Annotated in this window: 22 protein-coding genes; 5 read left to right on the top strand and 17 right to left on the bottom strand. The window is 67.7% G+C overall.

Annotation, left to right across the window (positions count from 1 at the left end; genetic code table 11):
* Positions 1–8: 8 nt before the first annotated feature.
* From ACYR7D_RS24720 to ACYR7D_RS24680, 9 genes are all read right to left on the bottom strand, one after another.
* A complete protein-coding gene (locus tag ACYR7D_RS24720; protein ID WP_459546911.1) occupies positions 9–1,619 on the bottom strand; it encodes an ABC transporter permease in 1,611 nt (536 codons plus the stop codon).
* Positions 1,616–2,527: an ABC transporter ATP-binding protein gene (locus tag ACYR7D_RS24715; RefSeq protein ID WP_459546910.1), complete on the bottom strand. Its 912-nt coding sequence runs from the start codon at positions 2,525–2,527 to the stop codon at positions 1,616–1,618. Before ACYR7D_RS24715 ends, ACYR7D_RS24720 begins: the two co-directional genes overlap by 4 nt.
* An 87-nt stretch (positions 2,528–2,614) precedes the next feature.
* Positions 2,615–3,607: an Acg family FMN-binding oxidoreductase gene (locus ACYR7D_RS24710; RefSeq protein WP_459546909.1), complete on the bottom strand. Its 993-nt coding sequence runs from the start codon at positions 3,605–3,607 to the stop codon at positions 2,615–2,617.
* A 58-nt stretch (positions 3,608–3,665) separates the two neighbouring features.
* Positions 3,666–4,763 (bottom strand): hypothetical protein, encoded by a 1,098-nt coding sequence (locus ACYR7D_RS24705; protein ID WP_459546908.1) that lies wholly within the window; start codon positions 4,761–4,763, stop codon positions 3,666–3,668.
* Between the two features lie 78 nt (positions 4,764–4,841).
* Entirely contained in the window at positions 4,842–5,594 is a 753-nt protein-coding gene (locus tag ACYR7D_RS24700) for a L,D-transpeptidase (protein WP_459546907.1), read from the bottom strand.
* A gap of 120 nt (positions 5,595–5,714) precedes the next feature.
* Positions 5,715–7,826 carry an amylo-alpha-1,6-glucosidase gene (locus tag ACYR7D_RS24695; RefSeq protein ID WP_459546906.1) on the bottom strand — a complete coding sequence of 704 codons (2,112 nt, stop codon included), beginning with the start codon at positions 7,824–7,826 and terminating at the stop codon, positions 5,715–5,717.
* Positions 7,823–8,974, bottom strand: coding sequence for a glycosyltransferase family 4 protein (locus ACYR7D_RS24690; protein WP_459550274.1), 1,152 nt, complete (start codon positions 8,972–8,974; stop codon positions 7,823–7,825). The genes ACYR7D_RS24695 and ACYR7D_RS24690 overlap by 4 nt, the downstream gene beginning before the upstream one ends.
* Positions 8,975–9,247: 273 nt before the next feature.
* Positions 9,248–9,514 carry a hypothetical protein gene (locus ACYR7D_RS24685; protein WP_459546905.1) on the bottom strand — a complete coding sequence of 89 codons (267 nt, stop codon included), beginning with the start codon at positions 9,512–9,514 and terminating at the stop codon, positions 9,248–9,250.
* Positions 9,515–9,733: 219 nt separating this feature from the next.
* Complete coding sequence (locus ACYR7D_RS24680; RefSeq protein WP_459546904.1) at positions 9,734–10,393, bottom strand: cyclodeaminase/cyclohydrolase family protein; 660 nt, start codon at positions 10,391–10,393, stop codon at positions 9,734–9,736.
* Positions 10,394–10,523: 130 nt separating this feature from the next.
* Here ACYR7D_RS24680 and ACYR7D_RS24675 point away from each other — a divergent pair, with 130 nt between their 5' ends.
* Positions 10,524–11,564, top strand: coding sequence for an LLM class F420-dependent oxidoreductase (locus ACYR7D_RS24675; protein ID WP_459546903.1), 1,041 nt, complete (start codon positions 10,524–10,526; stop codon positions 11,562–11,564).
* Between the two features lie 72 nt (positions 11,565–11,636).
* Here ACYR7D_RS24675 and ACYR7D_RS24670 read toward each other — a convergent pair whose 3' ends face one another.
* The 7 genes from ACYR7D_RS24670 to mftR all read right to left on the bottom strand — a co-directional run bounded on the left by ACYR7D_RS24670 (position 11,637) and on the right by mftR (position 17,444).
* Positions 11,637–11,975, bottom strand: coding sequence for an STAS domain-containing protein (locus ACYR7D_RS24670; protein ID WP_459546902.1), 339 nt, complete (start codon positions 11,973–11,975; stop codon positions 11,637–11,639).
* Between the two features lie 46 nt (positions 11,976–12,021).
* Positions 12,022–14,355, bottom strand: coding sequence for a SpoIIE family protein phosphatase (locus ACYR7D_RS24665; protein ID WP_459546901.1), 2,334 nt, complete (start codon positions 14,353–14,355; stop codon positions 12,022–12,024).
* A 16-nt stretch (positions 14,356–14,371) separates the two neighbouring features.
* Positions 14,372–15,016, bottom strand: a complete 645-nt coding sequence (locus tag ACYR7D_RS24660; protein ID WP_459546900.1) for a SpoIIE family protein phosphatase — start codon at positions 15,014–15,016, stop codon at positions 14,372–14,374.
* Positions 15,009–15,434 carry an anti-sigma regulatory factor gene (locus ACYR7D_RS24655; RefSeq protein WP_459546899.1) on the bottom strand — a complete coding sequence of 142 codons (426 nt, stop codon included), beginning with the start codon at positions 15,432–15,434 and terminating at the stop codon, positions 15,009–15,011. The genes ACYR7D_RS24660 and ACYR7D_RS24655 overlap by 8 nt, the downstream gene beginning before the upstream one ends.
* Positions 15,412–15,798: an STAS domain-containing protein gene (locus ACYR7D_RS24650; RefSeq protein WP_459546898.1), complete on the bottom strand. Its 387-nt coding sequence runs from the start codon at positions 15,796–15,798 to the stop codon at positions 15,412–15,414. The genes ACYR7D_RS24655 and ACYR7D_RS24650 overlap by 23 nt, the downstream gene beginning before the upstream one ends.
* A 10-nt stretch (positions 15,799–15,808) precedes the next feature.
* A complete protein-coding gene (locus ACYR7D_RS24645; protein ID WP_157107340.1) occupies positions 15,809–16,711 on the bottom strand; it encodes an STAS domain-containing protein in 903 nt (300 codons plus the stop codon).
* A 115-nt stretch (positions 16,712–16,826) separates the two neighbouring features.
* The gene (gene mftR, locus ACYR7D_RS24640; RefSeq protein ID WP_459546897.1) at positions 16,827–17,444 is read right to left on the bottom strand and encodes a mycofactocin system transcriptional regulator; all 618 of its coding nucleotides are present in this window, start codon (positions 17,442–17,444) and stop codon (positions 16,827–16,829) included.
* A 330-nt stretch (positions 17,445–17,774) separates the two neighbouring features.
* Between mftR and mftE the strand changes: the two genes are divergently transcribed.
* The 3 genes from mftE (at position 17,775) to ACYR7D_RS24625 (ending at position 21,589) form a co-directional block, all read left to right on the top strand.
* Positions 17,775–18,473: a mycofactocin biosynthesis peptidyl-dipeptidase MftE gene (mftE, locus tag ACYR7D_RS24635; protein WP_459550273.1), complete on the top strand. Its 699-nt coding sequence runs from the start codon at positions 17,775–17,777 to the stop codon at positions 18,471–18,473.
* The gene (gene mftD, locus ACYR7D_RS24630; RefSeq protein WP_459546896.1) at positions 18,470–19,696 is read left to right on the top strand and encodes a pre-mycofactocin synthase MftD; all 1,227 of its coding nucleotides are present in this window, start codon (positions 18,470–18,472) and stop codon (positions 19,694–19,696) included. Before mftE ends, mftD begins: the two co-directional genes overlap by 4 nt.
* A gap of 216 nt (positions 19,697–19,912) precedes the next feature.
* A complete protein-coding gene (locus tag ACYR7D_RS24625; RefSeq protein ID WP_459546895.1) occupies positions 19,913–21,589 on the top strand; it encodes a fumarate hydratase in 1,677 nt (558 codons plus the stop codon).
* A gap of 107 nt (positions 21,590–21,696) precedes the next feature.
* Here ACYR7D_RS24625 and rph read toward each other — a convergent pair whose 3' ends face one another.
* Positions 21,697–24,303: a rifamycin-inactivating phosphotransferase gene (gene rph, locus ACYR7D_RS24620; RefSeq protein WP_459546894.1), complete on the bottom strand. Its 2,607-nt coding sequence runs from the start codon at positions 24,301–24,303 to the stop codon at positions 21,697–21,699.
* 272 nt (positions 24,304–24,575) lie between these two features.
* Here rph and ACYR7D_RS24615 point away from each other — a divergent pair, with 272 nt between their 5' ends.
* On the top strand, positions 24,576–26,060 hold the full coding sequence (locus tag ACYR7D_RS24615; RefSeq protein WP_459546893.1) for an aminotransferase class V-fold PLP-dependent enzyme: 1,485 nt from the start codon (positions 24,576–24,578) through the stop codon (positions 26,058–26,060).
* Positions 26,061–26,107 lie beyond the last annotated feature (47 nt).

The following is a 26,107-nucleotide window of genomic DNA, read 5'->3' as shown; positions in this document are numbered from 1 at the left end:
CCCGGTACTCAGCTGGTCCGCAGGTCCCGCTGCCGGAACCCGAAGGCGCCCGCCGCGCACAGCACCAGCGCTACCAGCAGGGTGATGAGCACCGGAGCCGGTTCGAAGGGTTGCGCCGGTACCAGTGGAATGTTGTCGAACGGGGACAGGCTTCGCAGCCACTCCGGGAATTTCAGCGTGGCACCGAGCATCAGTACCACCCCACAGAACGCCATAGCGCCCCAGGCGGCCGCGGTCGCCCGGGGCACGAACCCGAACAGGAACAGTGTCACCCCGGCGAGCACCCAGACCGCGGGCAGATAGGCCACCGCGGCTCCGGTCAAGACACTGATGCGGGAGGGGTCACCGGTCAGGAGACCATAGGTGACCCCCATCCCGAACCCGCTCAGCGCCACCACCACGGCGGAACCGGCCAGAACGATCACCGCATGCCCGGCCAGCCAGCGGATCCGGGTCAGTTTCGTGGAGAGCAGCGGTTCGATATGCCCGGCTGCTTCCTCCGCCCGCGGGCGGAGACCGGCCGAAATCGTATACGCCGAGGCGATGACCGCCAGGATCGCGACCGCCATGGCGTAGAACGCGTCGGTGAGGCTGGTCGTATTCTGGCCGAGTACCTCGTTCAAGTCGATATCACCGAGCAGTCCCTCGACATCGTCGCCGATGGTGCCGAAGGACGATCCACCGATGAACATCCCCAGCGACCAGCCGAGTAGCGAGCCCCGCTGGAGGCGCCAGGCCAGGCCGAACGTGCCGTACAAGGATTCGGCGGCCCGCGGTGGGCCCGGACGCGATGGGAAAAGGCCGGCGCCGAAATCCCGGTGGTCCAGCAGCCGCGCTGCCAGCACGCCGATGGCGAGCGCCACCGCCACCGACAACAGGGCCGGCCACCAGATCTCGTGGTCATAGGGGCGCATCGCCTGTCCCCAGCCCAGCGGGGAGAACCACGACAGCACCCCATCGCCCACATCGCCGACCGCGCGCAGCAGGTATGCCACGGCCAGCGCGGTACCGGTGATGGCATAGCAGGTGCGGGTATTGGCGCTGAGCTGCGCGGCGAGCAGCGCGATCGCCCCGAAGACCAGTCCGGCGCAGCCCGCTCCGACGCCCAGCGCGACCGAGCCCGGCACCGGCAGCCCGTACCCGATCAGGCTCAGCGCGATGGCCGAGCCCAGGAGAACGTTCGCGGCCACCGTGAGCGAGGCCGCCGCGGTGGCCGGGGCATAGCGGCCGACCACTCCGGACCGGATGAGTTCGTCGCGGCCGGTTTCCTCGTTGGAACGCGTGTGCCGGCCGATGAGGAACATACTCATCAGCCCGGCCACCAGCATCCCGAACGCACTGGACTGGAACGCCACCTGGCCGGCCACGGTGTCCAGTACGCGGGGCGGGCCGGCCATGGCGATCATGGCGGCATTACTGCCCAGGCTCCGGGCGAGTGCGTCCAATTCGGCCTGGGTCGGGTAGGCGGCGTCCAGCCCCACCGCCTGGGACCAGTAGATCAGGGTGCCGCCCACGAGCCAGGCCACCAACGGCAGCCGTTCGCGGCGCAGTGCGAACCGGGCCAGTACATCGGTACCGGTGAAGGTGCCCGGCTCCCGGGCAGTGCGTGTCGCGGTCACGATTCCGGCACCCCCGCGGCGGCGAGTTCGTCGCCGTAGTGGCGCAGGAACAGTTCCTCGAGCGTCGGGGGCCGGCTGGCCAGGGTGCGGATACCGAACGAGGTCAGGTGCCGCACCGCCGCATCGAGTTCGACCGTGTCCACCTGGAACCGGACCCGGGTACCGTCGTCCACCAGGTCGTGGACACCACGCAGTTCGGTCAGGCCCGTCACGGGGCGCTCGGTTTCGGCGTCGATCGAGGTCCGGGTGAGATGCCGCAGCTCGGCCAGGGTGCCGGATTCCACGCTCCTGCCGTGCCGGATGATGGTCACCCGGTCGCACAGCGCCTCCACCTGGGCCAGGATATGGCTGGAGAGCAGAACCGTGCGCCCGGCGTATCGCATTTCCTCGACGCATTCCTGGAACACCGCCTCCATCAGCGGATCCAGTCCCGCGGTGGGTTCGTCGAGCAGGAGCAGTTCCACATCGGAGGCCAGGGCCGCGACCAGAGCCACCTTCTGCCGGTTGCCCTTGGAGTAGGTCCGGCCCTTCTTCGTCGGGTCCAGATCGAAACGTTCCAGTAGCTCGCGTCGTCTGCTTTCGTCCAGGCCGCCGCGGAGCCGGCCGAGCAGGTCGATCACCTCACCACCGGTGAGGCCGGGCCACAGACTCACATCGCCGGGCACATAGGCCAGCCGGCGGTGCAGTGCCGAGGCCTGGGACCAGGGGTCGCCGCCGAGCAGCCGGATCCGGCCGCCGTCCGCGCGCAGCAGCCCGAGCAGTACACGCAGCGTAGTGGATTTACCGGCCCCGTTGGGGCCCAGGAAACCGTGCACTTCTCCGGCGGCGACCCGCAGATCCAGTCCGTCCAGCGCGCGGGTGCGGCCGAATGTCTTCACCAGGCCGGATATATCGATCGCGGCAGTCATGGGAGAACAGTATTCCGATTCCGGTGGGCTCGTGGGTCTTCCCGCACCGGACTTCCGGGACTTCGGGAGCGGACGGGGGCCGCGGGTTCAACCGCCACGATGCACCTCCAGGAAATCGCCGACGGCTCGGCGCGGTGTCGGCGGCTGGGCGGGAGTGGCCGGCGCGGTGCCCACCCGCACCACCACCTGCGGTGCGGCGGGCTCGCGCAGCAGATTCGCGATGGCGCGGCGGCTGACCGGTATCTCGGTGATATGGGTGAGCGGGCAGGTGGCCAGTCCGGCGGCCGTGCAATCGAGCAGCACCGCCGACAGCGCTTCCCCGGTACGCAACCAGTCCAGGGGGCTGTCCGTGGTGGAACCGAGAACCAGCAGGCGGGAGGAATCGGTGAGCTCGCCGCGCCGCAGCGACGGCGGGGCGATCGGGAACGCGCGGCCCACCCCGACCTGCGCCAGTTCCGCCGCGGAGACCAGCGCGGAGAGGGGTACCCCATCGGCGGGTGAGTCGTTACCGGCCCACCAGTGCAGTTCGTTCAGATACTGCGGGTCGTATTCGCGCAGCGCGGCCGATCTGGCCGAAGCTGCCGCGAGCCGTAGGCGGGCGGAATCGTCGAGGACTTCCAGGAGGGTGCCGTGGCGCAGCGCGGTTGTATACAGCCCGGGCGCCACGCGGTCCCAATCCCGGGGCGGCAGCATGGGCAGCCGGTCGGTGTAGCGCCGTTCGATCGCCGCCGCGCGCGCCCGGTCGGTATCGGAGACCCTATGCGCCGGCGCGAACTCGATCGAGGCGAGATGATCGGTGACGGTGTCCGGGAACCGGGTCACCGTGGTATCCCAGCCTGCCGCGGCGAAGGCGGTGACCACATGGTCGAGCACGGCCCCGCAGCTGATCACCAGCTGCCGGCCCTGCGGATCGGCCGAGGACAGCTGCCGGTAGGTGTCGCGGTGGAGATGCAGCCGGTGGCCGTCGAACACCCAGCGCCAGGGCTGGGTGTTGTGCACCGACGGTGCCCGCCGGGCCAGCGACAACGCGGCCTGCACCGTCGGATGGTCGGGGACCCGTACCGTGCCGATAGCGTCCATCTTCCGAGTCTGCGCTCCGCGACCGCGCCGGACCACCTTCCGGACCGAATCGTGGCGGTCAGGGCATGGGGCCGATACCGGTGATCAAGGTTCGGTTACCGATTCGTATCGTCGTGACCAGTTGCGGATTGTAGGCCAGTGGCGCCGAGCCGGGCCGGTGCTCGGTGACGACCACGGTGTACTGCCCGACGAACGCGCCCGGGGTGATGCGGACACAGTGGGTGGTCCCGGCGGGGATGGTGTCGATACCGCGCTGGATATCGGGAGCCGGCGGCACTGCGGCATCGGGAGCCACCAGGGCCCGGGCCTGCTCACCGGAGCGGGCGACGTAGTAGGCGTGCTGGAACCCGAAGATCGCGTCGGGTCCGGAATCGGTGCCCCCGGACCCGTTGCCCTGTACGGTGCTGCCGGTGCGTTCGGCCGGACAGTGCGGGTCCGCGGTGGGAGCGGCCGATGCGGTGGTGGCGGGTGCGGCGGCCACCGGCGGGGACGCCTCGTCCCCACCGATCACCGCGAACTGGACATAGGCGGCGGCGGCCAGCGCGGCGGCACCGGCTGTGCCCAGCAGGACGGGGAGGACGCGGTTGCGGGCGGGCCCGCGTGCGGCCCGAACCGGCGGGGGCGTGGTGTCGGCGGTTGGCGCGAGCCGCCGGCGCAGGCGTTCCCGGGCGGTGGTGGGTGCTTCGGGTTCCGGTACCGCGTTCGTCTCGGCCGGGCCGCTGTCGTCCGGGTGTGGGGGTGGCTCCGGGAGCGGGTCGGGGCCGGAACGGGCGTCCTGGGCCGGGTGCGGTGTGGCCGGTCGCGTGTGGCCGGTCGCGTCCGTGTCCGCATCGGTACGCGCGACCCAGTCCGACCATTCGCCCTCGTAACCGGCGTGCCCCGCGGGTGGGAGCCGGGGGATCGGCTCGGTGGGTGTCGGGTCGGCGGGGACCGTGTACTCCTCGCCGGTATTCGGGGCGGGCCGGTACGGGTCGGCCTGCGGTGGAGCCTGCGGGCCGGTACCGCCGGATGGCGGGCCCGGCGGTACGGTGCCGCCGGGTATCCGCGGCGGGCGGGTCGGGTCCCATCGGGGCGGCTCCCCACCGGAGGGACCCGGGGCCGGTCGGTCCATGGCGCGTCCCCCTTCATCGGTTCCCGGCGCGCGGTCGCTGTCCACTGTTCTAGTGGATCGGCCGACGGCGCGCAGCCGGAGGGGCCTCTCCCGGGCGCGGACGGTGCGTCGCGCCCACACCGATCACCAGTGTATGTTCACCGGATCGCCGATACTGACGGTCTCGTAGTACCAGGCCGCGTCCTCCGGGGACAGGTTGATACAACCGTGGCTGACGTTGGAATTACCCTGCTGGTCCACCGACCAGGGCGCCGAGTGTACGAAGACGCCGCCCCAGGTGAGCCGCTCCGCCCATTCACCGTCGATGAGATAACCCTCCGGCGAATCGAGCGGTATCCCGATCGTGCGGGAATCGAAGATGATGTTGCGGAACTTCTCCAGGACGGGAAACGTGCCGACCGGGGTCTCCCAGCCGGGTTTGCCCATGGAGGCGGGCATGGTGCGCACCACTATGCCGCCGATACTGACGGTGAAGGTGTGGGCGGACATGTTCGCGTCGGCCACTACTCCCGGGTTGGTCTCGAACTGGGTGCGGCGGTCTCCGAAGTTCACGGCGACAGTGCTGTTCGCGGGCAGATAGCCGCGGGGTGTCCAGGTCAGTTCCCGGTCGTCGCGCCAGGAATAGGTGCCGGGCAGCGGATCGCCGGCGGTGACCGACAGCGACTGCTCCGCGCCGGCCCGATCGGTGACCGGGGACGAGAACCGGATGGTGACCGGATGGGCGATACCCACCACGGCGCCGTCGGACGGGGTCACCGAGGAAACGGGTACGAGGCGGGGGCCGCCGATCGTCATGGCGTTCGCCCCGGCGGGGACGAAAATCACCGAGAGCGCGATCGCGATCACCAGGAAGAGATGCCGGGCAACGATATTCATGGTTCCACCCCTTGTGGACGGACTGGTGGACAGATGTCCATCCTAAGGGGCCATGATCAACTGAACCAGTCAGGATATCGTCCCGGCATCTGTTCGCGATATCGACACACCGGGCGATCGCTATTCGGTGACGAGCGTCCACTCGTCGGGTAGTCCGTGTACCTGCATGGTCGAGCCCTCCGCGTAGATGCTCACGGTGGCCGGGCCGAGCCGCAGATCGGTCAGGCCCACCTCGCCCCATTCCCGCGGTAACTGGGGGGTCACGCGCAGGATGCGGTGCGGTGCACAGGGGGACAGCCCCAGGAACGAACGCACCAGCAGCAGCGGTGCCGCGCTCGCCCACGCCTGCGGGGAGCACGAGGTGGGGTAGGGGACCGGGGAACGGAAATCGGTGCGCGCGAAACCGCAGAAGAGCTCCGGGAGCCGGCTGCCGAACTCGCCGGCCGCGTCGAGCAGGCCGGTGGTGAGCCGTTCGGCCAATTCGCTCGCACCGGCGATATGCCGGTACCGCAGCAGACCCGCCACCGCGATGGCCGTATCGTGCGGCCACACCGATCCGTTGTGGTAGCTCATCGGGTTGAAGGCGCCCATGGTGGCGGCCAGTGTGCGCAAACCGAAACCACTGTCCATCGCCGGGTCGGCGAGGCGCTCGATCAGCTCGGCGGCGCGCTCGTCGGAGACGATACCGGTCCACAGGCATTGCGCGGCATTACTGGTCAGCGAGTCGACCTGGTTCTTCTGCCCGTCCAGCGCCACGGCGTACCAGCCGTTCTTGGCGACCCAGAACGCTTCGTCGAACCGGTCCTTGAGGTTCTCGGCCTGCTCGCGCAGCCGCTGCGCGGTACCGGCGTCACCGAAATGTTCGGCCAGCTGGGCTCGGGCCAGCCGCGCCGCGTAGACATAGCCCTGGACCTCGCACAACGCGATGGGGGGCTCCGCGTGGTGCCCGATGGCGTCGTTGATGGCGTCGAAACTGTCCTTCCACCCCTGGTTGCTCAGTCCGCGATCGGTTTTGCGCCGGTATTCGACGAAACCGTCCCCGTCCGCGTCGCCGTACTCGTCGATCCAGGCCAGCGCGGCGTCGGCGGCGGGCAGCAGCTCCTCGACCACCGATTCCCCGGCGCCCCAGCGCCAGCATTCGGCGAGCAGCATGACGAACAGCGGGGTGGCGTCGACCGACCCGTAGTACACCGTTCCACCGAGTACCTGTCCGCTGGCCGGGCCGTGCCGCATCTCGTGCATGATGCGGCCCGGTTCCTCCTCGGTGATCGGATTGACCTTTCTGCCCTGCAGTTCCGCCAGCCGCCGCAGGGTGCCGACCGCCAGCTCGGAATCCAGGGGGAGCGCCATCCACGAGGTGAGCAGACTGTCCCGGCCGAACAGGGCCATGAACCAGGGCGCCCCGGCGGCGACGTAGGCCGGCGCGCCGTCGCCGGTACCGTCGATGCGGAGCGCGCCGAGATCGCTTTCGGTGCGTTGCAGTATTTCCGACAGGGCCGGATCGGAGGCGGTGAGATCGGTCGCGGTGGCCCGCCACCGTTTGAGCCGGCTGATCGGGCTGTCCTCGTGCTCGCCGAAGGCCATCTGTACCCGGCGGTGCGCGAGTACCGGCTGGGCCAGGATCTCGGTATCCCACCGGCCGCGCGCCGGCACCACCACCTGCCAGGTGATGGTGCCGGGCAACATAACGGCCCCGGCCGTGGCGCTGATGGTCAGGCCACGGCCGGGTTCGTTGTGGTCGGTGAGATGCAGATCGCCGTCCACCGCATTGTGTTCGGCGCCCCCGCCGTGGTTGCGGCCCTCCTTGACCGCGAATAGATCGGCGAAATCGGCGTCGACGAAAAGGGTTATGGTGATCCCCGTGTCCTCGTGACCGAGATTGTGCACGGTGATGGCCTCTTTGAGGCCGTTGTTGATGAACCGGCGGCGCACCACCAGTACGGTGCTGTCGGCCACCCCGGCTCGCGGGGGTTTACGCAGGATGAACCGGCCTTTGAAGGCCTCCGGCGTCACGACCGTGAGATGTTCGGTGGGTTGACCGTCCATCCGCAGTTCCCAGCGGGAGATCACCCGGGAGTCGCGGTAGAACAGGCCCTGGGAAGTGCCGGAATGGATATCGCCGAGGGGGTCGGACAGGCAGAAGGTGCTCGCCTCGACCAGGGTGACCGTCCCCCCGCCGCCGTTGACGGCGGCGGGCTGGCCGGAGTTGAGAATTCTCGGCGGTATACTCATGCCCTGCTCCATACCGGTGTCGTGCCGGCGTCGCCACGTATCGCGGGTACCGCATTGCGGCGCATACCGACGGCGGAAAAGGTCTGGCCCCTGCTGTGGGATTCGTCCCACGCATCGAGTATGCGGTAATAGGCCGCCTCGTACCCGGCACCCAGCTGATCCACGCCGAAATAATCCTCGACACGCCGTCGGCAGGCATGCGGATCGAGTTCGCCCACCCGCGCTATGGCGGCAGGTAGTTCGTCGGGGTGATCGCAGATGAAGCCGGTGACCCCGTCCTCGATCACCTCCTCGACCGCGCCGCCGCGCAGGGCGACCACCGGCGTGCCGCAGGCCATGGCCTCGATCATCACGATGCCGAACGGTTCCTCCCAGCGGATCGGGAACAGCAGGCAGCGTGCGCCCGCGAGCAGCTCTCGTTTGGCCACCGCGTCGGCTTCACCGAAGACGTGGTCGTTATCGGTGAGCAGCGGCTCGATCTCTTGCGCGAAGAAGGCCTTTTCCGGCGGTTCGTTGCATTTACCGGCGAGGACGAGCTTTATCCCGGCCTCGTGGGCGGCGCGCAACGCGAGATGCGGGCCCTTGTACGAGGCGTAGCGGCCCAGGAACAGCGCGTAGTCCTGCTTCTCGGTCCGGAACGGCCATTCACTGGGGCGCAGCGCGTTGTGCACGCGGCCGATCCAGTTGAAACTCGGTGCCAGTTCCCGCTGCCGATCACTGATCGCCACGAGACGGGTGTGCTCGTCGAGCGCGCCGTAGTACTCCCACATATCGTTGTCCACCGGACCGTGCACGGTGACCGCGGTGGGGATGCCCAGCGCCTCGTAGGCGGGGGCGTTGAGAGGTCCGGCGAAGGTGTGATCGTGGATGATGTCGATATGCCGGGAGCGTGCCAGTTTCTCCACCGTGCGCCGCACCTTGAGCGCATTGACCACCTCGGGGAAGGGATCGCCCAACCGCTCGGCCTGGGTGGATTCCCAGACCGGGACGAACTCCGCCTCGGTTCCGGGCTTTCCGGCGCCCAGTAGCGTCACCCGGTGCCCGCGTGCCACCAGGGTGTCGGCGAGTTCGGCCACCACGGCCTCCACACCGCCGTAGCCGACCGGGGGGACATCGAAATACGGTGGCGCGACGAGCACGATGTTCAGGGGGTTATTGCGTCCCGCGCCGCCGAATCGGGCCCGCCCGGGTTTTCGCGCCGGAGTATCCGATTCGGTATCCGCATTCGTGATTATGGTGCTCAACTTTTCCTCCTCGTTTTGTGGCCGTCCGGCATGGGGCAATCGCCGCCCGGCCAATGGGGTGGAGCCGATCAAGAACCATTCGTCGTAAGAGCGGTGGTGCTATCGAAAGCACGCCGGAATAACCGGCAGGGAAAGTTACGCTGCGGTCACACTGTTCTTACCCACTGCGGGAATCGGTCACTCCCGGCCGGGCGAAATACCGAAAGGGGACCGGTCCGGTGGTGCGGCAATAGCCAAGGTGAGACCGGCCCGTCTGCGGACCAGGCATTCGGGAGAACAAAGTCGGTGGATATCGTGTGCGCGCCGGGCCTGGCCGAGCGTCAACGTTCCGGGATCGGCCGAGCAGTCGGCGATATTGGAGACGACTCCGTGTTCGGTGATGACATCGATACCCGGCTCGAGGGCTTCCGCCGCGGCCGGCGCCGATGTGTACCCGATCCTCACCGTTACCTCCTGCACTCGTCGAGCTGGGGCAAACAGTTCCCCGGCCGCCGGTGCCCCCGCCGGCCGGTCTAGCTGATGAAGCCTGGGTCGAGCGGTGGAGCAGTGTGAATATCAGGAACGCCGCCCATTCTACGCGCGCTCCCTTGTTCGTCTGATCTCGAAAAATCCCAGTTCGGCATATACCTGGTCAAATGCCGCGTGCTGATATGTACACGCTGATCAGGTGCGGACCGCGTGGAGAACCTCTTGGTGCAGTGAATCCGCCCGTGCGGTGATTTCCTCGATGCGTCCCAGCACGCCGGCGAACGTGGCGCCTCGTTCGGGAGGGAGCGATACCAGATTGACCTCGATATTGAGCTGTGAGGTCACCGCGGCCGCCCGGGCGGCCGCGCCCGCGGCGCCGATATCGGTGACCACATTCGGGTTTCCGATGGGCAGTAATTCGGTTGCCAGGGAGAGTATTTCGTCGGCTTCGTCGACCACGGCCGCGGGTACCCGGGCGGCTTCCAGCAACGCTTCGCCGATGGCCGCGGACCGGGCTGTGGCCGCGTCTTCGGTGTCCTTGGGCAGTTTGTAGGCCGTGCCGACCGCGGTGAAGGCCGCGGCGTCGGCATCGGCGAGGGCGAGCGCCCGCTCCCGCGCCGCGTCGGCGGCTTCGATGATCCGGTCGATCGCCGGACGATGCTCGGCGTCTTTGGCCCGGGTGGTGTAGCGCGCGACCATGGCGACCAGTGCGGCCCCTTGGGCGGCATGCAGCGCGGCTACCGCGCCGCCGCCGGGGGCGGGCACCTTCGCCGCGAGTTCGCCCAGGTAGTCGCCGATCGGTGAACCGCTGAATCCGGTGGCGGTGTGCTGTGGCGATTGGGTGGGCTGCGACACGGTTCGGCCTTTCTCGATCATAATTGCTCGAAGTTAGCTGCACTGCTCATCGCACTGCAGGTTTCAACCTACCGCCTCGACCGGCGTGGCCGGTGCCGGGCCACCCCGTAACCGGGATTATGTTGAGGGCATGCGGATCGGATTGAGCATCAACTACTCGGGTGGCTTCACCGAGGCGGCGGCCGAAGTGGCCGATTTGGAACGAGCCGGCCTGGACATCGTGTTCGTGCCCGAGGCGTACTCGTTCGACGCGGTCAGCGCGCTGGGATACCTGGCCGCGAAAACGACCCGGCTGCAACTGGCCTCGGGCATCATGCAGCTCTACACCCGGACACCCACGCTCACCGCGATGACCGCCGCCGGCCTGGATTTCGTCTCCGACGGCCGGTTCGTCCTCGGCCTGGGCGCTTCCGGGCCGCAGGTGATCGAAGGCTTCCACGGAGTGCCCTACGACGCGCCGATCGGACGGACCCGGGAACTCGTGGAGATCTGCCGGAAGGTCTGGCGCCGCGAGCGGCTGGACTACCAGGGCAAGTACTACCGGATCCCGCTACCCGAGGGGGAGGGCACCGGGCTCGGTAAACCGCTGAAGCTCATCAATCATCCGGTGCGCGAACGTATTCCCGTGCTGCTGGCCGCGCTGGGGCCGAAGAACGTCCAGCTCGCGGCGGAGGTCGCCGAAGGATGGCAGCCGATCTTCTTCCTGCCCGAACGCGCCGATGCCGTCTTCGGGGACGCGTTGCGCGCCGGGAAACAGCGGCGGGATCCGGAACTCGGCCCCCTCGAGGTCTACGCCGGGCCGGCCCTGGCCATCGGCGAGAACGTGGAACCGCTGCTGGGGTTCGTCAAACCGATGCTGGCGCTCTACATCGGCGGAATGGGAGCCAAAGGCAAGAACTTCTATCACACCCTCGCCACCCGCTACGGCTACGGTGCCGAAGCCGACCGCATCCAGGAGCTGTACCTGGCCGGTAGGAAAGACGAGGCGACCCAGGCGGTTCCGGACGCACTGGTACGGGATATCTCGCTGATCGGTCCCGCGGGATATGTGAAGGAGCGGATCGCCGCCTTCGCCGAAGCCGGGGTCACCGTGCTCAATGTCGCGCCACTGGCGGCCACTCCGGCCGAGCGGGTGAAACTCATCGAACAGTTCCGCGCGCTCTGCGACTGACCGGGGTAGGCGATGGGACGGGTGCGGTGGGACTTCCACCGCACCCGGCCCATCGCCGTGCTGGGGCCTCGCTCAGCCGTTCCGTAAGCTCGCCAGAGCGGCATCCAGGGTGGAGTGCAGGGCGAAGACCTGATCCAGTGCCGTCATCTTGAGCTGCCGGCTGGTGGCCGGGCCCTCGGCGACCAGAGCGATGGTGGTCTTGTCCCCGGCTCGCTGATGCGCGGCGACCAGCGCGGCCATACCCGCCGACGCCAGGAAACTCACCGCCGCCAGATCGACGACCAGGGCGGCCGGACCCGTCTCGAGCGCCGCGTCGATCGCGGTCTCCAGGGCTGGGGCCGTGGCCAGATCGATCTCCCCGGTCACCGTGAGCACGGTGACACCGTCGTGATCGGCGACCGAAGTCGTCATCGTATCCGTGAGCGGATTCGCGTCTGGAGAAGTGTTGGTCACATCATTACAATCTGCCATGAGTCCCTCGATCTCGCTGCATCGTCTCGCCACCGGCTGGTTTCTGTGTCCCGCGGAGGGCACCGGCCACCGGGAACGTGATGGCCGGCAGGGTCACCGACATCCGCACCCGCGTACCCGGCCCGGCGTGATCTATTTCGAGTTCTTCGGTGAGTGCCCGCATCATATCGATACCCCGGCCCCGTGGGCCCGGGTCGGCCGGTCGTGGCCGCCAGGTCCCGGTATCCGTGGTCTCGATGACCACCCGGCCGCCGACACATTCGGCCGTGAGTACCACCCGCTCCGTCTCCCCGGTCCGCTCCGGGTAGGCGTGCTCGATACTGTTGCTGCACGCCTCGTTGGTGGCCGCCACCAGATCCGCGGTCAGATTGTGCGGTACCGCCGCGGCGGACAACCATGCCGTCAGGGTACGGCGCAGCATCGCCAGGCGATCCGGCCGGGCCGGAACATCCAACCGTAGCGGTGCCGGCGGCTGCCGGTAGACGACCATGGCGATATCGTCGTCGTACCCACCCTCCGGGCGCAGGGCCGACAGCACCGCGTCGGCGACCTCGCGGGGCAGCTTCTCGGCCGTATCGGCCAGCACGGTGGCGATCTTGGCGAAACCTTCGTCGATATCCTCGCCCCGCCGCTCCACCAGGCCGTCGGTGAACAGCACCAGGGTCGAACCCGGCGGCAGGGGAGTGGTGGCCTCCGGGCGGCGCGGCGTGTCGAAGGTCGCCAGCGGCACCGATCTGCCGCCCTCCAGCAGTCGGCCGCTACGGTCCACATCGGCGAGGATGGGTGGCATATGGCCGGCATTGCTGTACCGCACCAGTCCGCGCACCGGGTCCAGCACCGCCGCGCATACGGTGGTGCACAGGGCGCCCGGTATCCGGGCGGCCACCGGATCGAGTTCGGTGAGCAGCTGGGCCGGACCGGCGCCGCGGAGCAGCAGCGCGCGCGCCGCGGTCCGCAACTGTCCCATCACGACGGCGGCGGACAATCCACGACCCACACAGTCGCCGACCACGACGCCGATGGTTCCGTCCGGTAGCGGTACCACGTCGTACCAGTCGCCGCCGATCTCGAGGGGCGGCAGGGCCGGTTCGTAGTGCACCGAGAACCGCGGTGGCAGTTCGATCGGGCCCAGCATGGCCCGCTGCAGGGTGAGCGAGGTGGACCGGGCCTGGTCGAAGTTGCGGGCGCGCTGTACGGCAAGGCTCAGATGTCCGATGAGCAGTGAGAACAGCGTCCAATCCGCGGCATCGACCACCCGCGGCACGGCGAAGCGCAACCACAGCGCGGCATCGCTCTTCTCGCCGAGTGGGGCGACGATCCCCTCCGCGCTGCCCGCGCCCTCCGGAACCGCGATGAGGGTGCGCCCGGGGCGCACCCGTGCCCGTTTGAGCAGGGCCTCCGTGCCCGGCTCGAGTTGCGCCGTCTCGGCCGGCGTCCCGGAAACGTACAGCTCGGGCGCCGCGTGACCCGCCCAGACCGCGACCACCGCGGTTTCGGCGCCGACGGTACGCCGCAGTTCGTCGAGACCCACCTCCAGGACCTCCGCCACCGTGGTGGCCGCGGCGAGCGCGGTGGCCAGCCGGTTGGCAGCCTGATCGCGGGCCTGGGCATCGTGTTCGGCGGTGACATCGCGCACCGTGCCGACGAAGATGTGCTCCTCGCCATCCGGTTTCACCAGGGCACTGGTACTCACCGCGATCCAGCGGCGCCGACCGTCCCGGTGCTGGATGGGAACCACGAAACGGGAGGCTTCGGTGCCCAGATCCGGGTAGCGGGGCCCCTCCGGAATCGACCACGGGTGCGGGATCGGATAGGGCACCCCGGCCGCACCGTAACCGGTGAGCTCTCCGAACGCCTTGTTGACCTCGATGAGCGTGCCGCGCGCGTCGGCGACGAAGAAACCGTCCTGCAGCGATTCGACCAGCGCGGTGCGGAACGCGTCGCGGCCGGCGAGATCGTCGGCACGGGAACGCTGCTGTTCGTAGCGCCGGGTGCCGTCGAGGTAACCGCGGGTGGCCACATCGAGCGTGATCAGGGTCTGTAGCAGGAATTCGAGCGCGTCTTCGGCAGTGTGATCCGTGGTCCCGGCGCCCGGGACCGATGTGGCCTCCGGGGCGCGTCCGGCACGGGCGTTCTCGGCTTTCACCTGTTCCACCACCCGGAAGTGGTGCTCGGTGAGATCCAGCAGGCTGATGCCTTCCACCAGCGCGCGCCGGCCGAGCTCGTGGCCTTCGGCCAGACCGTCGCCTTCGGGCGCGGCGAGATGACGGCGTAGCGCACCGGCGTAGGCGTCCAGGAACGCCGCCAAGATCTCACTCATCGCCGGCTCCGGCGCATCACGACACTGCTCGCTGCGGGGTCCCGCTGGAGACACCCCGTACCCGGGCGGCGAGGACCAGTGCGTCATCGGTGTCCTTCGCGTGCCGTTCCAGCAGGCCCTGCGCGATATCCGCGGTCGATTTGGCCAGGTCGATGCTCTTACCCGGCTTCACCTCCACCCCGTCGGTGGACATCAGCAGCAGATCGCCCGGACGGACCGGTACGGTCTGCGACTGCAGGGTGGAGGGCAACCGATACCCCACGATTCCGCCGCTCTGCAGCGCGGTGGCGCTGACCTTCGGTCCGGTGGGGCCCGCGGTGAGCACCTGCGATTCCACATTGCCCACCCCCAGCCACTGTGCCTCCTCGGCGCCGAAGAGTGTCAGGGTCACCGCGGCGCCCCGGGTGTTCGACATGGCCCGGTGGCACAGCACCATGAGCACGTCCAGCGGTTCGCCGCGGTTCTCCGCGAGCACCCGGCTGGCGCGATCGACCGCGGCCGCCGCGGCGGCGCCGTGGCCGAGGCCGTCGAGTACCGCGAACAGTACGGCTCCGGTACCGGTATCGAGGACGACACAGCGGTCCCCGGACACATCCTGGCCGGGGAGGGCGCGGCCGGCCATCGCCCATTCGATCCGGCCGATGAACCCGTCCTCATGCACCGTTGGGTACCCACTTCCACATTTCCACCAGGGTGCCCTGGCCGGGCGCGGATTCGATGGCCATACCGTCCATCAGGCGTTTGGCCCCGGGTAGCCCCAGACCCAGGCCGAGACCGGTGGAATAACCGTCTTCCATGGCGCGGGGGATATCGATGATCCCCGGCCCCTGGTCCTTGGCCTGGACCACGAGCGCGCGGCGGCCGTCGCGCTCGTCCACCTGCAACCGGATCTCGCCGCTCCCGGCGTAACTGGTGATATTCCGCGCGACCTCGGAGATCGCTGTGGAGATCATCGTCCGGTCGGTGAGTGTGAAGCCGAGTTCCTCGGCCAGCTCCCGCCCGGCCTGACGTGCGGTCACGATGTCGTTCGACATCTTCACCGCGATAACCACCTGCTCAGCGGCCACTGTCACGACCATCTCGGTGCCGGGCCGAAGCCTTCCGGTTCAGCCAAGCCAAGCCCTCCTCGAGGTCCAGTGCGGTGTGCATGTCCTCGAAGGTGAGGCCGAGTTGAACCATAGCGAATGCGACCTCGGGCTGCAGGCCGACGATAACGGTCTCCGCGCCGCGCAGCTGCGTCATATGCGCGATGGTGCGCAACGATCTGGCGGCGAAGGAGTCCATCACATCGATGGCTGTCACGTCGACGATGATGCCCTGGGCGCGATACTTGCTGACCTGGTTCATCAGGTCGGCCTGCAGGCGCTCGGTATCGGCGTCGGTCAGCGCGGACTGTACCGACGCGATCAGATATGTGCCCTGTTTGAGGATCGGTACCGGCATATCGATTCCGTCAGCGCGAATCGCGTTCGCTGCGCTCGGTCGCCCGGGATACTTCGTAGCCCAGCAACCGCTCCGCTTCTTCGATACCGCCCTGGAGGTCGCCGACCGCGTTCACCTTGGACAGGTCCAAGCCGATGGTCACGAGGGTCAGCGCGATCTCCGAGGACAACCCGGTCATGATCACGCTCGCACCCATCAAACCGGAGGCGTCCACGGTCTGTACCAGGTGGTTGGCGACGGTGGAGTCGATATCGGGCACACCGGTTATATCGATGACCACGACTTTGGCGCGATTGTCGCGTATCGCCCTCAGTAGCTGTTCGGTGAGCTGCCGGGCCCGCTGGCTGTCGAGAACGCCGATTATCGGCAGGATCAGCAACTGCTCGCGCACCTGGAGCACGGGGGTGGACAGCTCGCGGATCGCTTCCTGCTGCTGGCGTATCACACGCTCGCGCTCTTGTACGAAAGAAATGGCCACCGTGTTGGCGATTCGATTCGCGGCCGGTTCGTACGCGTCGAGGACAGCGTTGAGGAGGTCGAAGTTGGACTGGTACTTCTCGAACAGGGAGCGGGCCAATACGTCCCGCAACAGCAGCACCATGCCGAGGATCTCGTCGGTTTCCACCCCTCTCGGTATGATGCGCTCGGACAGGTCGCGGGCGTAACCCTGCAACGCTTCGACGCTGCCGGTTTCGAGCACTTCCACGTAATAGTCGTACGTGGAGGTCGCCTCGGAGAAAACCTCCTCGGGCGTCATCGCCGTGAGCAACCGTGCTTCGCTGATGCGCCGTGCCCACTCCTCCCGCAGTGCGGTGCGGTTCTGGCGCAGGTGTTCGACGAGCTGCGGAAGCAGCTTGTCGACGGAAACCTCGGCCAATGAGTCCGCCGAAAGGCCCATGGACACCTCGGACATGTAACTTGTGCCCCTTTCGACGGCGGTCCGGTACATCGTAGTGACTTCGGCGGTCGTGCCGATACCGAGCCTAGTCATACCCCCGCTGCTATGCCGGTGAAACCTGTGGGTCCGGTTACTCCTCGGTTGTGATCGGCGACGCGTCCGATCCGGCGAAGCCGCGCTCCAATGCCGCGAGGGCGCGATCGAGATATACGGTCAGATCGGTATCGGCGCGGGCCAGCCATGCGTCGAAGGCGGCACGGGCGGCGGCCAGGGTGGTCCGGCCCACAGCCATCGGGATCAGTGAATCCGCGGGTTCTCCCAGCCGGGACGCCGCGAACTCGCCCACGGCGCGTTCCCAGGCGTCGTAGTGGGCGCCGGCGGTGGCGGCCAGGGCGGGGACATCGGCCACCAGTTTCATCCGGGTACGCAGTTCCGCGACGTCCTCGGCGCGGTAGCGGTTGGCGTTCACCACTACCCGCCGCACCGCCGTCATCATCGGCTCGTCCGGTGCCACGGTCGCGAAGGCGGCGCGCAACTCGGCGACCTCGTCGTCGAACGAGTACCACAGCACCTCGGCCTTACCGGGGAAATAACGGAAGAAGGTGCGTCCGCTGATCCCCGCCGCCGCCGCGATCTGCTCGACCGTCGTCTCGTCGAACCCCTGTTCGCTGAACATCTGCATGGCGATCAGTTCGAGTTCGCGTTTGGTGGTGCCCCGGGGGCGTCCTCGCGGATGCTGTGCCGTCACGGTGCGATTTTGCCGCCCACTTTGGCAGGGCGGGAGTCCGGGGCCGTTTTCGCGGTGCCGATGAACTCGGGTGGCACTGTTCGTCATATCCCACAAGGCATCCGGGGCAGGCCTTCGAGTGAGCCTGTCGATCGGCGACCACATCCTGCCGAATAACGAATTTCTCCCAACGAATTCCACCCGTAGAAGAGGCCCTTCGAATAATTGCGGGTTGCGTCGAGACCGAGGGCCGTCGATCCGAGCCCGGTGGTGTCGCTGCATGCGGTTTCCGGGTTCCCCTCCGGGAGTGGGTTGATTGTGTCAGTGACTGACGTTAATGTCGGCGGCATGATGGTGGCGGACCTCACATGGCCCGAGGTGGGTGATCTGGGCAACAGCGGGGCGCTGCTCGTGGTGCCCGTGGGGTCCACCGAGCAGCACGGTCCCCATCTGCCCATATCCACCGATACCGATCTGGCGATCGCGTTGTGCACGGGTCTGGCCGCTCGCCGCCCGGACGTGGTGGTCGCCCCGGCCGTCGCGTACGGCGCCAGCGGCGAGCATCGTGGATTCCCGGGCACGTTCTCGATCGGGCAGGCGGCGCTGGAATTGCTGATCGTCGAACTGTGCCGGTCGGCCACCGATACCTTCGAGCGGATCGTGCTGGTCAACGGGCACGGCGGAAATGTGGAACCGCTACGCCGGGCGGTGACCCTGTTGCGCAGCGAATCCCGCGATATCCAGCTGTTCCTGCCGCGCTACTCCGGCGACGCCCATGCCGGCCGCACCGAGACCTCGCTACAGCTGAGCCTTTCCCCGGAGCGTGTGCGCGGCGACCGGGCCCGGCCCGGCGATACCCGCCCGCTGGCCGAAGTGCTGCCGCAGTTGCGGACGGGTGGAGTGCGCGCCGTCAGCGCCAACGGAGTCCTCGGTGATCCCACCGGCGCCGATGCCGGGGAGGGCGCGCGGCTGCTCGCCGATCTCGTCACCCAGTTGTTCGAGCAGGTCCGGCGCTGGTGGCCGGAACCAGTGGAAAGGATCCGACCATGAACCCGTGGTTCGAAACCGTCGCCGAGGCGCATCGCCGGGCGAAGAAGCGGCTGCCGAAATCGGTATACGGCGCCCTCGTCGCCGGCTCGGAGCGTGGCCAGACCATCGATGACAACCAGGCGGCGTTCGCCGAACTGGGATTCGCTCCGCATGTGGCCGGCCCGATCGGGGAGCGCGACCAGTCCACGACCGTCCTGGGGCAGCAGATCTCGATGCCGGTGCTCATCTCGCCGACCGGGGTGCAGGCCGTCCATCCCGACGGAGAGGTCGCGGTGGCGCGGGCCGCCGCCGCCCGCGGAACCGCCATGGGCCTGTCGTCGTTCGCGAGCAAATCGGTGGAAGAGGTCGTCGCCGCCAACCCCGCCACGTTCTTCCAGCTCTACTGGTGTGGCAGCAAGGACGATATCTCCGCGCGGATGGCGCGGGCGAAGGCCGCCGGTGTGGTCGGGCTCATCCTCACCCTCGACTGGTCGTTCTCGCACGGCCGCGACTGGGGCTCACCGGTGATTCCGGAAAAACTGGATCTGCGCACCATGGCGAGTTTCGCCCCGCAGGTGATGACGAAACCCCGCTGGCTGGCCCGCTATCTGAAATCGGGCACCCTGCCCGACCTCACCGCGCCCAATATGGCGCTCGGTGAGGCGCCCGCACCCGGCTTCTTCGGGGCCTACGGCGAATGGATGGGCACCACCCCGCCGGATTGGGCCGATGTGGCCTGGGTCTGCGAGCAGTGGGACGGGCCGGTGATGCTCAAGGGTGTGATGCGGGTGGACGACGCCCGGCGGGCGGTCGACGCCGGTGTGGCCGCGATCTCGGTATCCAATCACGGCGGGAACAATCTCGACGGCACCCCGGCGTCCATCCGTGCGCTGCCGGTGATCGCCGACGCGGTGGGTCAGGAGATCGAGATCCTGCTCGACGGCGGTATCCGGCGGGGTAGCGATGTGGTCAAGGCCGTCGCGCTCGGTGCGCGGGCGGTGATGATCGGCCGTGCGTACCTGTGGGGTCTGGCGGCCAACGGGCAGGCCGGGGTGGAGAACGTTCTCGACATCCTGCGGGGCGGTATAGATTCCGCGCTGCTCGGCCTGCGAAAGACCAGGGTCACCGAACTCGACCGCTCCGATATCGTGATTCCGGAGGGTTTCGAACGCCGGCTGGGGGCCGAGGCCCCGGTGCGGGTCGGGGGCTCGGCGGCCGAAGCGGTACGAACCACGGCGGGATGATCACCCACGGGCTGTTCTCGGCCGCGTACCCGCCGCTGGAACCTCGTACGTAACAGAGGGTGTGAACGCGCTCACCGGATTACGATTTAGGTTTGCCTTACTAACGGCGGTGGGGTGCTCGGCCGCTAAGCTCGCTGTGCTCGACCCCCGGTACAGCGGCGTTCACCGTGGCTGTATCTGTTCTACCCGCAGCCCACCTCCGAAGGAGTGCGATCGGTGACCGCTCCCGAGTTCCGTTATTCAGACCTGCTCCCGATCGGCGCCGACGACACCCCGTACCGGCTGCTCACCACGGAGGGCGTACGCACCTTCGAGTCCGGTGGCCGCACCTTCCTGCAGGTCGACCCCGAGGTGCTGCGCCTGCTGACCGCCGAGGCGATGCACGACATCAGCCACTATCTGCGGCCCGCGCATCTGGCGCAGCTGCGGCGGATCATCGACGATCCCGAAGCCAGTGGCAACGACCGTTTCGTCGCCCTGGATCTGCTGAAGAACGTCAACATCTCCGCGGGCGGCATCCTGCCCATGTGCCAGGACACCGGTACCGCGATCGTGATGGGTAAGAAATCCGAGGGCGTGCTCACGGGTGTGGACGACGCCGAATGGATCAGTCGCGGTGTGTTCGACGCCTATACGAAACTGAACCTGCGGTATTCGCAGCTGGCGCCGCTCACCATGTGGGACGAGAAGAACACCGGCTCCAATCTGCCCGCTCAGGTCGAGCTGTACTCCGCGCCCGGCGATCCGGCGCACCCGTCCTACAAATTCCTGTACATGGCCAAGGGCGGGGGTTCGGCGAACAAATCCTTCCTGTACCAGGAGACCAAGGCCATCCTGAATCCCACCCGGATGCTGGAATTCCTGGACGAGAAGATCCGCTCGCTGGGTACCGCGGCCTGCCCGCCCTATCACCTCGCCGTCGTGATCGGCGGTACCAGCGCCGAATTCGCGTTGAAAACCGCCAAATACGCGTCCGCGCACTATCTGGACAATCTGCCCACCGAAGGGTCGATGACCGGGCACGCCTTCCGAGATCTCGAACTCGAGCAGGAAGTGTTCAAGCTGACCCAGTCGTTCGGGATCGGCGCCCAGTTCGGTGGTAAGTACTTCTGCCACGATGTCCGTGTGGTGCGGCTGCCCCGGCACGGTGCCAGTTGCCCGGTGGCCCTGGCGGTTTCCTGTTCCGCGGACCGGCAGGCGCTGGCCAAGATCACCCCCGAGGGTGTGTTCCTGGAGCAGCTCGAGCGCGAACCCGCGCAGTACCTGCCCGAGCAGACCGACGAGATCCTCGGCGGGGACGTCGTGAAGATCGACCTGAACCGGCCGATGGACGAGATCCGCGCGGAACTGTCGAAATACCCGGTGAAGACCCGCCTCTCGCTGTCCGGCCCGCTGGTGGTGGCCCGTGACATCGCGCACGCCAAGATCAAGGAGCGGCTCGACGCGGGCGAGGAGATGCCGCAGTACCTGCGCGATATGGCCGTCTACTACGCCGGTCCGGCGAAAACCCCCGACGGATACGCCTCGGGTTCCTTCGGCCCCACGACCGCGGGCCGGATGGACTCCTATGTGGACCAGTTCCAGGCGGCGGGCGGCTCGTTCGTCATGCTGGCCAAGGGCAACCGTTCCGCTCAGGTCACCAGGGCGTGCAAGGAACACGGCGGTTTCTATCTCGGTTCGATCGGCGGCCCGGCCGCCCGGCTGGCCCTGGACTGCATCAAATCGGTGGAGGTCCTCGAATACCCCGAGCTGGGTATGGAAGCGGTCTGGAAGATCGAGGTGGAGGATTTCCCGGCGTTCATCGTGGTGGACGACAAGGGCAACGACTTCTTCGCCGAAACCCAGAAACCGATCGCGCTGCGCGTGCGCACGAGGTCCAAAGAGCGGGTCTGAACTTCTCGCCGATGAGGCGATCCGTCCGCGCCTCCGCACGCTGGAAGCGGCCGGGCCGCGTTTCGGCTCCAGCGAGGGGCCGGGACCGAAACGCTGCCGCACTCGGCTCAGGAGGACAGGATCTCGACGTAGCCGTCCGTACCGTGCACGCGGATCCGCTGCCCGTCGCGGATTCGCCGGGTGGCGTGCTCCACACCGACAACGGCCGGGAGGCCGTATTCCCGGGCGATCACCGCGCCGTGGGTCATCAGGCCGCCCACCTCCGTCACCAGGCCCGCGATCGCGACGAACAGGGGAGTCCAGCTCGGGTCGGTATAGGCGGTGACCAGGATATCGCCCGCCGCGAGTTCGGCCTGCCCGATATCCGATACGACGCGGGCTCTCCCTTCGACGATTCCGGCGCACACCGGTATTCCGGCCAGCGCCGCGGCTGGTAGGTCTGTGCGCCGGTACGTTCCGATGACCGCTTCGCCGTCCGAGGTGAGCACCCGGGGCGGTGTGAGCGCTCCATACGAGCGGAAAGCGGCCTTCCGTTCGTCGATGAGCCGGTAGGACACCCGGCGCGTGCGAACGACCTCGTGGAGCTCTTCGAAGGTCAGGTAGAAGATATCTTCTTCCCCGCGCAGCACGTGCTCGCGCACGAGTCGATCGGCTTCCTCCGACAGGGCTTGTTTGTAGACGAAGTAGCGGCTGACCATGCTGTATTTCGGATACTCCCGATAGCCGGAGAAGGCACGGACGCGGTCGATCATCCGTTCGGTCTCTTCGGCTTTCCGTTCCCCGTCCGGCAGGGCACGGAGACGTTCGAGCAGTTCGTGTTTCTTCTGCTCGGCTTCGCGCCGGCCGTCCACGAAGCGCCGCGTGCCGGCGCCCGGCTCGAAGTTCTCGATATCGACGAGCAGCGCCGGCACGAGTGCGGCGGGGTGCTCGCTCCAGCGTGGCCTCGTGATATCGATCTCGCCGACACAGCGCATACCGTATTCCTCGAGATAGGCGTCGATGGCTGCCCGCGCCTCCCGCCCGCCCGGCAGCCGCACCAGCTCGTCCAGGAAATCCCTTCCCGCGGCTCCCGAATGCTCGACCTCCCGTAGGAAGGCCACGATATCCGGGTGCGGCCGGATCGCATCGGCGACGTCCAGCAGCGCCAGGCCCATCTCGGATGTGACATTGTGGGGGACCGATCGGGTGAGCGTATCGGCCGTGTTCTTCTCGCCCAGCCACTCCTGGAGCCGCTCGTTGAGCCACCAGGCGGCCTCCATACCCGCCATGAGTACCTGGTGCCCGCGTGGTCCCATCAGGTTTCGCCGCAGCTCCTGGATATCGGCCAGGATGAAGTCGAGCAGCTCCGGTCCGGATCTGGTCGCGATATCGCGCTTCAACGCGTCGAGGGAGGCCCGGCCGTGCGCGATCAGTTCGGCCACGATCGCCGGATCGGTCGCGATCGGTGCGGTGGCGCCGGCCGGTGGGCCGCCGGGTGCCTCGTCCGCGCCCGGCCGGACGAAGTCGTCACGTTCGAGAACGGTCCGCAGCGCGTCCCCGATGAGCGGATCGGATGTGCCCAGGGTTTCGATCAGGCCCTCGCGGGCCGCCGGGGAGGACAGGCGCTGGGTGACGTCGAGGAACAATCGGCCGCCCGCGTGGCGCATGGGCCCGGGGCTCGTCAGCTGCCACACCGAGATTCCCAGCGGTTTCATGGGGTCGGTCATCATCTGCTGGTGGCCGACGGAAACGTAGACGCGGTTCTCGCTGTCCTCGGCCTCGGGAATCGGAAAGAGCGTGGTGACCGGCCGGCTCTGCACGATATGGAATTCGTCGCCGGCCGAACACCATTCGATGTCCTGCGGGCTGCCGAAGTGTGCCTCGATGCACCGGCCGATCTGCGCGAGGCGCACGATCTGCGCATCGGTCAGCACCGGCTGATCCCGCCGGCCGGGTTCGATCTCGCGGATATGTGTGCCGCCCCCCGGCGCGGCCTGCGCAGCGACCTTCTTGGTGGCGATCGTCTTGTCGGTGACGGCGCCGTCGCGCACCTTGTACACATCCGCGTTCACCAGGCCGGAAACCAGGGCTTCGCCGAGACCGAATCCGGCGTCCACGGATACGACCCTGCGATCGGAGGTGACGGGGTCGGCGGTGACCAGGATCCCGGAGGCCCGTGGAAAAACCATCCGCTGCACCACCACCGCCATATCGATCATGCGGTGGTCGAAGCCGTTGCGCAGCCGGTAAGTGACGGCCCGCTCGGTGAACAGCGAACCCCAGCACCGGCCGATGTGCCGGAGGATCGCCGCCGGTCCCGCGATGTTCACATAGCTGTCCTGCTGACCGGCGAAGGACGCGGCCGGCAGGTCCTCGGCCGTCGCGCTGGATCGCACGGCATAGGCGTCGTGTTCACCGAGCCGGACGAGCGAGCCGAGAATTTCGGTCGCCATATCGCTGGGAACGGCGACTGCCTCGATCGCACAACGGATTTCCGCGCTCAGCGCCCGGATCGACTCGCGGTCCTCCGGTTCGAGAGCGGACAATCGATCGAGCCGCTCGTCGAGCGAGGGCACTTCGGCCACGGCCCGCCGGAAGGCCGCTGTCGTCACACAGAAGCCGTCCGGCACCCGGATACCGTCGATCCGTGAAAGCTCTCCGAGGTTCGCACCCTTGCCGCCTACCTCCGGAACCCGTGTCCGATCGATCTCCTCGAAACCCAATACGTAACCCATTCCACTGCTCCTGACCTGTAGGTTCCCGCGTCAGGGGGCGATTATGGGCGATAATTCGCAGCCTCATGAGGGGCCCGGATCGGGTATAACGTAAAAGGGGGATGGGAAGCGGCGCCCGAGGTGGTACGCGACGGTGTCGATCTGCTCATCGGCCTCGCCGAGCTACCGCGGCCTCATCGTCTCGACCGGACCCGGCGTACACCCCCCGGGTTGCGCTCCTCCGGGAGGTTCGAGAGGAACAGGGTCGGCTGCCCGGCAGAAGGGATCGAGTTATGAGCAGGCAGGTCACTGCGCCGAGTGGCGTTCCGGACAGCTTCCGCACCGCCTACCCGGACTACGAATCCACGGGCGCGCTCGACCGGTTACGCCTGACGGAGTATTCGTACCTGAACCACAGTGACCAGGTCTACCTCGACTTCGCCGGATCCGGGTTGGCCGCGACGGCACAACACCGCGCGCACCTGGCCCGGATATCGCAGAGCTGTTTCGGCAATCCGCATTCGGAGAATCCGACTTCGCGGGCCGCCACCGATCTGATCGAACAGGCACGTCGGGCGGTTCTCGATCATCTTCATGCACCGGCCGGCGAATATCGGGTGATCTTCACCGCCAACGCCAGCGCCGCCTGCCGGATCCTCGGCGAATCCTATCCGTTCACCGAGGGCACCCGTTTCGTATTCACCGCAGACAATCACAACTCCGTCACCGGAATACGGGAATTCGCCAGAGCGAGAGGTTCCGCGGTGGCGACTGTGCCGATCACGACCTCGGACCTGCGCACGACCGACGACGCGGTACGCGCCGCGCTGAGCGTGCACGCGCGGACCCCGCACCCGGCTTCGCGCCAGGACACGCCTTCTCCCCAGGGTGTATTCGCCTATCCCGCGCAGAGCAATTTCACCGGGGTGCAGCACCCCCTGGAATGGGTGGATATCGCGCACGAATACGGATACGACGTCCTGCTGGACGCGGCGGCTTATCTGCCCACCAATCGGCTCGATCTGTCCGTGGTGCAGCCCGATTTCGTACCCATCAGCTGGTACAAGGTGTTCGGATATCCCACCGGAGTCGGATGCCTGGTCGCGCGCAAGGAAGCGCTTGCCCGGCTGAGCAGGCCGTGGTTCGCCGGCGGCACGGTCACAGCCGTGAGCGCGCTCGGCGATTGGCATGCCCCCACCGATGACGAAAGCGCCTTCGAGGACGGCACACTGAACTTTTTGTCGATTCCCGATGTCACCTTCGGTATTCGCTGGCTCAACGATATCGGCATCGATCTGGTGCGCCGCCGAGTCCGCTGTCTCACCGGCTGGCTACTGGATCGGCTGGGCTCGCTGACACATGACAACGGGGCGCCGATGGCCCGGATCTACGGTCCCCGAGACACCGTCCGGCGCGGGGGCACAGTGGCGTTCAACTTCCTCGACCCGAATGGTGTCCTCGTCGACGAACGCCTGGTGGCACACGAGTTCGCGGCGGCGGGGTTTTCGCTGCGCACCGGCTGCTTCTGTAACCCGGGTGCGGGTGAACGCGCCTTCGATATCGATGTGTCCCTGCTTCGTCGTCTGGCCGGAACCCGCTTCGACACCATCGACGAATACCTTCGGGCGCTGGGGCTGCCGACCGGCGGCGCTGTCCGCGTCTCCTTCGGGACACCGTCGAATATCGATGATGTGCAGCGTTTTCTCGCCTTCGCGGAGACGAACTACCGGAACCGGTTCGCCACCCTCGATCGCCTTCCGCCCAGGCAGCGATGCTGAGGAATCGGCGAACGGCCGAGACTGCGTGCGGTCGAGGTCTCTGCTGC

The sequence above is a fragment of the Nocardia sp. X0981 genome (genome assembly GCF_977089955.1).
This window is presented reverse-complemented; position numbering and strand designations above follow the sequence as displayed.